Source organism: Stenotrophomonas sp. Ste96 (assembly GCF_024519495.1).
In the GTDB taxonomy this organism is placed as follows: domain Bacteria; phylum Pseudomonadota; class Gammaproteobacteria; order Xanthomonadales; family Xanthomonadaceae; genus Stenotrophomonas; species Stenotrophomonas bentonitica_A.
The window spans coordinates 728,790-738,706 of sequence record NZ_JALJRX010000001.1; the positions used below are offsets into that span (position 1 = coordinate 728,790).

Sequence of the window (9,917 nt, forward strand, 5' to 3'; positions counted from 1 at the left end):
ATCGAGACCGTCCCCGATGAGCAGCTACACCGCCCCGCTTTCCGATATCCGTTTCGCCCTGCATGACGTGCTCAAGGTCGAGCCGCTGTTCGCGCGCCTCGGCCTGGTCGATGCCACCGCCGATGTGGTGGATGCCGTACTGGAAGAAGCCGGCCGTTTCAGTGCCAGCGTGCTGGCGCCGTTGAACAGCGTGGGCGATGAGATCGGCTGTGCACTGGACCAGAGCACCGGCGAGGTCACCACCCCGCCTGGCTTCAAGCAGGCGTACACGCAGTTTGTCGAGGGCGGCTGGACCGGCCTGACCGCTGCGCCGGAGCTGGGTGGCCAGGGTCTGCCGCACACGCTGGGCGTGCCGCTCAACGAAATGATCAATGCCGCCAACCTGGCGTGGGGCAACTTCCCGCTGCTCTCCCACGGCGCCATCGAGGCGCTCAAGCAGCACGGTGAAGCGTGGCAGCAGGAGGCCTTCCTCAAGCCGCTGATCGAAGGCCGCTGGACCGGCACCATGTGCCTGACCGAACCGCATTGCGGCACCGACCTGGGCCTGCTCAAGACCAAGGCCGAACCCAACGCGGACGGCAGCTACGCCATCACCGGCACCAAGATCTTCATCACCGCCGGCGAGCACGACCTGACCGACAACATCGTGCACCTGGTGCTGGCCAAGCTGCCGGATGCACCGGCCGGCGCCAAGGGCATCTCGCTGTTCGTCACCCCGAAGTTCAAGGTGGACCGCGAGGGCAAGATGGGCGAGCGCAATGCGCTGCGCTGCGGCTCGATCGAGCACAAGATGGGCATCAAGGGTTCGGTCACCTGCGTGATGAATTTCGACGGCGCCGAAGGGTATCTGGTGGGCCAGCCGCACAAGGGCCTGCAGGCGATGTTCACCATGATGAACACCGCACGCCTGGGCGTTGGCCTGCAGGGCATCGGCCTGTCCGAACGCGCCTACCAGAACGCCCTGAAGTACGCCCGCGAGCGCCTGCAGTCGCGTTCGCTGAGCGGCCCGAAAAACCCGGAAAAGCCGGCCGACCCGATCCTGGTCCACCCGGATGTGCGGCGCATGCTGCTGACCATCAAATCGCTGGTGGAAGGCAGCCGCCTGCTGGCCCTGCACGCGGCCACCCTGATCGACGTCGCCCACCATGCGCAGGATGCCGGCGAACGCGAACGCGCCGACACCCTGGTGAGCTTCCTCACCCCGATCTCCAAGGCCTGCCAGACCGAATGGGGCATCGAGAACACCTACAACGCGCTGCAGTGCTTCGGTGGCCACGGCTATATCCGCGAGCACGGCATGGAACAGCTGGCGCGCGATGCCCGCATCACCACGCTGTATGAAGGCACCACCGGCATCCAGGCGCTGGACCTGATCGGTCGCAAGACCGCCTCCAGCCAGGGCGCCGGCCTGAAACTGATGCTGGCCGAGATCGAGGCCTTCGCCAAGGCCAATGAAGGCAACCCGGCGCTGGCCGAGTTCATCGCCCCGCTGCGCGCCAAGGCGGACGAATGGGGCAAGCTGACCCTGGCGACGCTGCAGCGCGCGGCCACCAACCCGGACGAACTGGGCGCGGCCAGCTTCGATTACCTGTTCTATTCGGGCTATGTGGTGCTGGCCTACTGGTGGGCACGCAGCGTCGCCGCCGCCGATGCCTCCGCGCAGAGCGCTGCGTTCAAGCAGGCCAAGCGCGAGACCGCCCGCTTCTACTTCGCCCGCGTGCTGCCGCGCACGCTCAGCCACGCCGCCGCGATCCAGGCCGGCGCCGAACCGCTGATGGCGATGACCGACGCGCATTTCGGCGAAGGTTGATCGGTCGCCGGACCACCGACGCCGGATCGTCGGTAGGTGCCGACCGCCAGTCGGAGCACCGATACCTGATCGTCGGTAGGTGCCGACCGTTGGTCGGCACCCCGATACACGTTCTGGAGAAAAGCCCCCTTGATGTTCAAGGGGGCGCGCCAACGGCGCGGGGATAAGGTGGAATGCCCGGGGCCGAATCGTTACCAAATGGGTAGGCGCTTGCCGCCTATACCCATTTGGTAACGATTCGGGTATAAGCTGTTTTCCCGATGGAGACAGACACTACACGCTTGGGTCTGATCGATACCGGAGCCTCGTCCGCCCCGGTCGCCGAGGTATCGCCGATCGTTACGCTGCATCGGCCCGGCTCGGTACGGTTATTGGCCCTGGACGCCCACGGGCGCGTGCTCGACTGGATCAATTGGCAGGACGCGTCCTGCCTCTACGCACGCGGTGCGGTCGCCTGGACCCTCGGTGACCCCTGCCTGCACATCCGTGGCGGCATCTGCCGCACCACCGGCCTGCAGAGCGGCCTGGACCTGCACCCGATCATCGCCGCCCGCGGGCATGCCCGTTCCCGTGCGATCGACCCCACCCCGAATCTCTCCAATCCGGCCCTGTTCGCGCGCGATGCGCATCTGTGCCTGTACTGCGGGCAACAGTTCAACCGCCCGCAACTGACCCGCGACCACGTCATGCCGATCTCCAAGGGCGGCCTGGACGTGTGGGAGAACGTGGTCAGTGCGTGCTTCCACTGCAACTCGCGCAAGAGCAACCGGACCCCGCAGCAGGCCGGCATGCCGCTGCTGGCCGTGCCTTACCGGCCCAGCTGGATCGAACACATGATCCTGTCCAACCGCAACATCCTGGCCGACCAGATGGCGTTCCTGAAGGCGCAGCTGCCCAAGCGGTCCAAGCTCTGCGCCTGAGTGCGCTGCGACGTTCTGTCGCAGCTGCCGTCACCGTTTACTCACTGAAAAGGCGGTTTGCTTGCCCCACCCCCATTTGGGGGGGAAAATAGGCGCTCAGAAGAAGCGCGATAAACATGATCGACTCCGCCCGCTATCCCCGCCTTGCGCGCATCCAGTCACCGGATGACCTGCGCAGGTTCGATGAATCCGAACTGCCCGCGATCGCGGATGAACTGCGTGCCTACCTGATTGAGTCGGTAGGCAAGAGCGGCGGCCATTTCGGCGCCGGCCTGGGCGTGATCGAACTGACCGTCGCCCTGCACTACCTCTATCAGACGCCCGTGGATCAGCTGGTCTGGGACGTGGGCCACCAGACCTACCCGCACAAGATCCTGACCGGCCGCCGCGACGAGATCCACACGGTCAAGCAGAAGGACGGCGTCGCGCCGTTCCCCAAGCGCGAGGAAAGCGAGTACGACACCTTCGGCGTCGGCCATTCCTCGACCTCGATCTCCGCGGCGCTGGGCATGGCGATCGCACGCCAGGCCGAAGGCGATGACCGCAAGGTCGTGGCCGTGATCGGCGATGGCGCGATGACCGCCGGCATGGCTTACGAGGCCCTCAACCACGCCGGCGGCATGGAGCAGGAACCGAACCTGCTGGTGATCCTCAACGACAACAACATGTCGATCTCCGAGGCCGTCGGCGGGCTGACCAAGATGCTCGGCCGGGCCACCGGCAGCCGCACGCTCAACGCGCTGCGCGAAGGCGGCAAGAAGATCCTCGGCGACAAGAAGCACAACCCGACCGCGCGCTTCGTCAAGCGCTGGGAAGAACACTGGAAGGGCATGTTCGTGCCGTCCACGTTCTTCGAGGAAATGGGCTTCCATTACACCGGGCCGATCGACGGCCACGACGTGCCGGCGCTGGTCGCCACGCTGAAAACGCTCAAGAGCCTGAAAGGCCTGAAGCTGCTGCACGTGATGACCACCAAGGGCAAGGGTTACGAGCGCGCCGAAGGTGACCAGATCGGTTACCACGCGGTTGGCCCGTTCGATCCGGACAAGGGCCTGGTCGCCAAGGGCGGGGCCAAGAAGCCCACCTATACCGACGTCTTCAGCGACTGGCTGTGCGATGCCGCCGCAGCCGAACCGAAGCTGATGGGCATCACCCCGGCGATGCGCGAGGGCTCTGGCCTGGTGCGTTTCAGCAAGGAATACCCGGACCGCTACTTCGATGTGGCCATCGCCGAACAGCACGCCGTGACCCTGGCGGCGGGCATGGCCACCCAGGGCGCCAAGCCGGTGGTGGCGATCTACTCGACCTTCCTGCAGCGCGCCTACGACCAGCTGGTCCACGACGTGGCCGTGCAGGAGCTGGATGTGCTGTTCGCGATCGACCGCGCCGGTGTGGTCGGCCCGGATGGCGCGACCCATGCCGGCAACCTGGACCTGAGCTTCCTGCGCTGCGTTCCGCACATGGTGGTCATGGCCCCCTCCGATGAGGCCGAGTGCCGCCAGATGCTGACCACCGGCCTGCGTCATGTCGGCCCGGCAGCGGTGCGCTACCCGCGCGGCAGCGGCACCGGCGTTGCGGCCGGCACCGACCTTTCCACGCTGGAAATCGGCAAGGCCGAGTTGCGCCTGCCGGGCAGCCGCATCGCCCTGCTCGCCTTCGGCAGCACCGTGACCGCCGCCGAACAGGTGGGCCGCGAGCTGGGCCTGACCGTGGTCAACATGCGCTTCATCAAACCGCTGGACCGTGCCCTGCTGCTGGACCTTGCGCAGCGCCACGAAGGCTTCGTCACCATCGAAGACAACGTGGTCGCCGGCGGTGCCGGCTCCGGCGTGGCCGAGCTGCTCAACGCCGAGAACGTGCTCAAGCCGTTCCTGCACCTGGGCCTGCCGGACAGCTTCCAGCACCATGCCAGCCGCGAAGACCTGCTGGCCGAAGCCGGCATCGATGCCGGCGGGATCCGCCAGGCCGTGCTCAAGCGCTGGCCGATGCTGGTCAACAGCGGCCAGGCGCTCAGCGCAGCGGGCTGACGCACTGTCGGCCACCGTCGGGTGGGCTCGCCGCAGAAACACCGAGGCCGCGTCTGATCGACGCGGCCTCGTTCGTTTCAGCCTGCATCACGCACCCTGGCGCTGTGCAGCGGCCCTCAGTAAATCTGGAACTGTGCCCGGCAGCCGCCGTCCACCCAGACCCCGGTACGGTCCCAGCCCCAGGTGCGGCCTTCGATGCAGGCGTTGCGCGAGGTCTGGCGGATCAGCCGCGCCTCGCGGCGCACATTGGCCACGCAGCGCTGACGGCGATGGTCTTTGGAATCGCAGGTCAGGATCTGGCCCCGGCCACTGTTGCCGCCGCCGTTGTGCCCCCAGCCACCGCCGCCATTCCAGCGGCCGCCGCGGCCACCTTCGGCGATGAACTCGGCCCGGCAACCCTGCGTCACCCATACGCCGTTGCGGGCCTGGCCCCAGGTCTGCCCTTCCACGCAGGGCGAGCCGGAGATCTGCCGCACCAGACGGGCACGGCCCGGCAAAGCGCATTGCTGCGTGCGGTTCTTGATCGACTCGCAACGCACCGGGCCGCCGCTGTATCCATCGTCGTAGTAGCGGTCGTAGTTCTGCGCCTGGGCGGCACCGGCCAGCGCCATCAGGGCCGGCACCACGGCCCAGCGCAATCGTCTGGCTGCCTGGGAAGGGCGGTTGTTGGACATGGGGGACCTCGATGCTGTGTGGGGAGGCGCACAGGATCGGTGATCGTCCGGCCGGGCGACATAGGCCAGAAGTCGCTGATTTCATGCCCTATTTAGGTACCCGACGCGAGGCTGACTGGGCCGACCGAAGCCGGTCACATCCGTTCTGGTGGCTGCTTCACCGCCGCTCAGCCGTAGCGCACGGCGTCCACGTAGGTTTCCAGCACCTGCACCCGGACGGCGCTGCTGTTGCCGGTTTCGGCAAAATGCTCGCGCGCCAGGGCATCGGCGAAGTCAAAGGCGGTAGCACCGTTGCGGAATGCGATCGGCGCGGATTTGGCCGGATGCACGACGTGCCAGCGGCGTTCGATATGTTGCAGTTTGATCACCATGCGGATCGTTCCTTTGCGGCATGCCTGGGCGAGAAGCTCACGACGGGAGGGATCCGTCCCTCAGCAGGAACGATAGAGCAGGCCGCAGCCTACGGGTATCGGATTAGTCTGATTTTGCTCAACTATCGGTACCAAGGAACCGGAAAGGTTCGGCCGGCTGGAATCGGGGCAGCGCGTCGCCGGCGAACACATTGCGCTGGTCCGGCCCCAGGTCGAGTTTCAGCACCGGCGCACCGCGCGAGAAATCGGCCTTGTTGAGATCCACCCAGAAGGTATTGGGGGTCATCGCCGATTCGAAGAAATACAGCTTGCGCTTGTGATCGGCGACGGTTCGCCAGCGGGTGGAAGAAATGTTCGGCTCCCCCGGCGTGGTGATTCCATAGGGCACCGACACATTGCGGATCACACTGAACACGCTCGCCAGCGCCACCACCGGATCTTCGCTTTTGGGAATGGCGTTGATGTAGAACTTCGCGCGTGCGAACCGATCGGCCGAGCGGTTGGTGCCGGGCAGCATCACGGTGCCACCAATTTCCTGCCAATACGCGTTCAGCGCCAACTGCTGGTCGAACACGGGCGAGTTGGTCATCACCTGGTAAGCGCGATCGTGATGGATCACCTGCCTGCCGTTGATGTATTCGACGATGGCGCTGTCGCCGCTGGCGTCGGACAAGGACAGGTGCAGCGTGGCCAGTCGCGATTCGCCCGGCACCTTGTCGGTCACGATGGAAAACGGCTCGCGTTCCAGCGCGGCGACGGCCTCGGCAACGGTGGCGAAATTGTCGAGCGCGTACTGCGCCCACAACGAAATCGCCAACCCGGGTTTGCTGCCACGCTGCTGTGGGTACTCCGATTCGGCCAACCACAGCAGATTGGCTGACAGTCCCGCTTCGTTGAGGCCGTCGGTGGTGGAGATGTCGTAGCCGGTGGCGACGACGCTGCCGTAGCGCGACGTCCAGCGGATCGAGCGCGGCCCGGCCTGGCCATCGCGGCTGATGCCTTTGGGCAACACCCATAGATTGGTGGCGACATCGCTTTTCCAATCCATCGAGCGGGCGGTGATCACGTCCTGGTTGTCGCCCAGGTACACCACGCGCGTGCAGGCATCGGCCTGGGCGCAGACACAGGTGAGTGCCGCAGCAAGCGCAATGTGACGCATCGAAAACAGCAGTTTCATGGGGTGCCTCCTGGCCGTGGCGCTGACAAGCTGGCGTCGAACCTGATACAGGCGATATCCACGCAGACTCGTCGCAAGCATCCTGCTTCAACGCATCATCGCTTCCACGGCGCTGGTCATGCACTACAACGCAGCATCGGCGGAACCGTTCCTCGTCATATCAGCCCACGCCAAGTGATGGAGGAGTGAACCCGGCATCCTGCACGTGGCATCGACGGACCCGGCGCGAGACTGCCTGCGACCTCAAGCGCCCATGGAGGGTCCATGTCCATTCGAGCCGCCCTGCTTGCCCTGCTCGCCGCCCTCACCGCCTGCGCCCATCCTGCACCGCCACCCTCACCCACTGCGGGCGTACCGGGCGCAGACCGCGATGCGCACGGGTGCATCGGCTCGGCAGGCTACCGCTGGTGCGAACGCACACAGCAGTGCGAACGTCCTTGGGAGCTGGCGAAGGCCAAGGGGCTGGAGAATACCGCCGAGGTCATCACCGCCTACTGCGCTGAGCCGCCGGCCGGGCCGGCGAAACGCTGATCCCACACGGGATCAGCCGTCCTTGTTCTTGCCGCCGAAATCGAGCGGCTTGCTGTCGCCGCCGCGACCATCATTGAACCGGATGTTCAACTCATTGCAGCGGCTTTCCCGGCGGGCGACCTGCGCCGGCAGGTCCTTCACCTGCGGCGAATCCTCGCACTGCGGGCGCGAGGCGACATCGTCATAGGTGGCGCACCCGGACAGGCCAGACAGGGCCAGGCCGGACGTCACCATCACACCGAACAGCGAATGTACGCGCATCGAACCGGCACCTGAAAGGGGGGCCTGTCCGTTGTCCCACGATGCCTCTGCCCGATCACCTGCCATTGGTCATGCCGGGGTCGCTGCCAGCACCGGCCGCGGATCCACCGGCAGCACCACCAGGAACCGCGCGCCACCACCGGGGGCGCTGTCCACGGCGATGGTGCCGGCATGCCGCAGCACGATCTCACGCGCGAGATGCAGGCCCAGCCCACTGCCGCTGCCGCTGGGCCGCAACCGATGGAACGGCTCGAACACGGACAGCCGCTCGGCCTCGGGCACACCAGGGCCTTCATCGCTGACCGACAGGCTGCCGTCATCGTGCAGCGCCACCGCGATCATGCCGCGGCCACCGCCGTGCGCGATGGCGTTCTGCAGGAGGCTGGCGATGACACGGTGCAGTGCATGTGGATCGCCGCGGACCCAGATCGGCTGGTCGGGGGCGTCCACCGAGAAGCCGTAACCGGCATCCACGACCAGCGGCGCCACGTCGGCGGCTACCTCACGGGTCAGTGCGGAGAGGTCGATGCGCTGCGACTGGCTGCCGTGGCGGTCCAGCCGCTGCAGATCCAGCAGCTGCTCGGCGATGTTGCTCAGGCGGCTCAGGTCCAGCTGCAGGCGCGAGCGTGCCTCGCCGGGCGGCAGATCGGCCAGCCGCGTGGCCAGGATCGCGATCGGCATGCGCAGCTCATGCGCAGCGCCGGCGAGGAAGCGGTCCTGGGCGTCGTAGCTTTCACCGATGCGGCGCACCGCCGCGTTGAACGCATCCACCAGCGGGTAGATCTCCAGCGGTACCGCACGCGTATCCAGGCCACTGCCACGCTCGTTGACCTGGATCGCGGCCGCCTGCGCTGCCACGCGGTTGACCCCGCGCAGCGCGCGGTGGATCACCCACGGCGCCACCACCAGCGTGATCACCAGCACCGGCAATGCGATCCAGCCCCCCAGATAGCGGAAGATCAACAGCAGCTGCCGCACGATGCTGCGTTCGGGAATGCCGCCCACCGCCACGTGCAATCGCCCTTCGGGCCGATCCACGACGACCACGCGCACGGCAAGCGCATCGGCATTGATGCGGGTGCGGATATCGGTCTGCTCGATGTGATCCAGCCGCGCGACCAACGGGCGGTACTGCACGGGCACCTCGCCATGCACCAGCCGCCGGCCGCGTTCGTCGGCGGCGGCGAACCAGAACGTGGCCGGCGGGCGCGGCACGGCCAGGGCGACCTTGGGTGGATCCGCCTCCAGCCCCTGAGCGCCAACGGAGATCGCCGATGCGATCTGGTCACTGGTCTTCCAGTCGATGTAGGCCGAGCGACGGTCGCCGTAGGTCAACACCATCGCACTCAACGCCAGCGCGATGGTCGCCGCCTGGATCAGGCACACCTTCCAGACCAGGTTGAAGGCCAGGGAATCGGGTTTGAGCAGTCTCACGGCGTGTCCTTGAGCAGGTATCCGATGCCGCGCATGACATGGATCTCCACGCCGGCATCGGCTTCCAGCAGCGCCTTGCGCAGCTTGGAGACATGCGCATCCAGCGCGTTGGACTGGATCGCATCGTCAAAGCCGTACACGGCCTCCAGCAACGAAGCGCGGCCCACCGTGCGCCCCTGGCGCAGCGCCAGCGCTTCGAGCACCAGCAGCTGCCGCCGCGGCAATGCCAGCAGCACATCGCAAACGCGTGCCTCGCGCGCCACGAAATCGAACTGCAGCCGGCCCAGTGACAACACCGGCAGGGTGATCTGCGAGGGGCGCCGGGAGATCGCGCGGATCCGTGCGAGCAGTTCTTCCACGGCGAAGGGCTTGGTCAGGTAATCATCGGCACCGACATCCAGCCCGGTGACCCGGTCGGCCACCGAAGCGCGCGCGGTCAGCATGATCACCGGCAGGTTCGGCACCCGCTCACGGGCGACCTGGACGAAACTGGCGCCATCGCCATCGGGGAGCTGGCGGTCCAGCAGGAGGATCTGGTGTACGCCGGCCTTGAGCGCTTCATCGGCCTGGGCCATCGAGCCGACCACGTCGACCACCATGCCATGGCGCGCCAGGCTGACCTGGATCGCGCTGGCCATTTCCGGATCATCTTCCAGGAGAAGAAGGCGCATGGGAGCGGTGCCTGCGGGGTACGAAGGAGGCGATGGTACCG

Annotated in this window: 10 protein-coding genes; 4 read left to right on the top strand and 6 right to left on the bottom strand. The window is 66.6% G+C overall.

Annotation, left to right across the window (positions count from 1 at the left end; translation table 11 throughout):
- The first annotated feature begins 16 nt into the window (after window positions 1-16).
- From OC373_RS03425 to dxs, 3 genes are all read left to right on the top strand, one after another.
- Window positions 17-1,810, top strand: coding sequence for an acyl-CoA dehydrogenase C-terminal domain-containing protein (locus OC373_RS03425; protein WP_261997088.1), 1,794 nt, complete (start codon window positions 17-19; stop codon window positions 1,808-1,810).
- A 260-nt stretch (window positions 1,811-2,070) separates the two neighbouring features.
- Entirely contained in the window at window positions 2,071-2,730 is a 660-nt protein-coding gene (locus OC373_RS03430) for an HNH endonuclease (RefSeq protein ID WP_019182787.1), read from the top strand.
- Between the two features lie 116 nt (window positions 2,731-2,846).
- Complete coding sequence (dxs, locus tag OC373_RS03435; RefSeq protein ID WP_261997089.1) at window positions 2,847-4,757, top strand: 1-deoxy-D-xylulose-5-phosphate synthase; 1,911 nt, start codon at window positions 2,847-2,849, stop codon at window positions 4,755-4,757.
- A gap of 116 nt (window positions 4,758-4,873) precedes the next feature.
- On the opposite strand, the gene OC373_RS03440 is transcribed toward dxs, so the two are convergent.
- The 3 genes from OC373_RS03440 to OC373_RS03450 all read right to left on the bottom strand — a co-directional run bounded on the left by OC373_RS03440 (window position 4,874) and on the right by OC373_RS03450 (window position 6,961).
- Window positions 4,874-5,431 carry a DUF3011 domain-containing protein gene (locus tag OC373_RS03440; protein ID WP_261997090.1) on the bottom strand — a complete coding sequence of 186 codons (558 nt, stop codon included), beginning with the start codon at window positions 5,429-5,431 and terminating at the stop codon, window positions 4,874-4,876.
- A 167-nt stretch (window positions 5,432-5,598) separates the two neighbouring features.
- Window positions 5,599-5,802: a hypothetical protein gene (locus OC373_RS03445; protein WP_019182784.1), complete on the bottom strand. Its 204-nt coding sequence runs from the start codon at window positions 5,800-5,802 to the stop codon at window positions 5,599-5,601.
- A 118-nt stretch (window positions 5,803-5,920) separates the two neighbouring features.
- Window positions 5,921-6,961, bottom strand: coding sequence for a linear amide C-N hydrolase (locus tag OC373_RS03450; protein WP_315985451.1), 1,041 nt, complete (start codon window positions 6,959-6,961; stop codon window positions 5,921-5,923).
- Window positions 6,962-7,243: 282 nt separating this feature from the next.
- Between OC373_RS03450 and OC373_RS03455 the strand changes: the two genes are divergently transcribed.
- The gene (locus OC373_RS03455) at window positions 7,244-7,510 is read left to right on the top strand and encodes a peptidase (RefSeq protein WP_172838030.1); all 267 of its coding nucleotides are present in this window, start codon (window positions 7,244-7,246) and stop codon (window positions 7,508-7,510) included.
- Window positions 7,511-7,522: 12 nt separating this feature from the next.
- On the opposite strand, the gene OC373_RS03460 is transcribed toward OC373_RS03455, so the two are convergent.
- From OC373_RS03460 to OC373_RS03470, 3 genes are all read right to left on the bottom strand, one after another.
- Window positions 7,523-7,771 (bottom strand): hypothetical protein, encoded by a 249-nt coding sequence (locus OC373_RS03460; RefSeq protein ID WP_070470887.1) that lies wholly within the window; start codon window positions 7,769-7,771, stop codon window positions 7,523-7,525.
- A 69-nt stretch (window positions 7,772-7,840) separates the two neighbouring features.
- Window positions 7,841-9,205, bottom strand: coding sequence for a HAMP domain-containing sensor histidine kinase (locus OC373_RS03465; RefSeq protein ID WP_052727520.1), 1,365 nt, complete (start codon window positions 9,203-9,205; stop codon window positions 7,841-7,843).
- Window positions 9,202-9,876, bottom strand: a complete 675-nt coding sequence (locus OC373_RS03470) for a response regulator transcription factor (RefSeq protein ID WP_019182779.1) — start codon at window positions 9,874-9,876, stop codon at window positions 9,202-9,204. The genes OC373_RS03465 and OC373_RS03470 overlap by 4 nt, the downstream gene beginning before the upstream one ends.
- Window positions 9,877-9,917 lie beyond the last annotated feature (41 nt).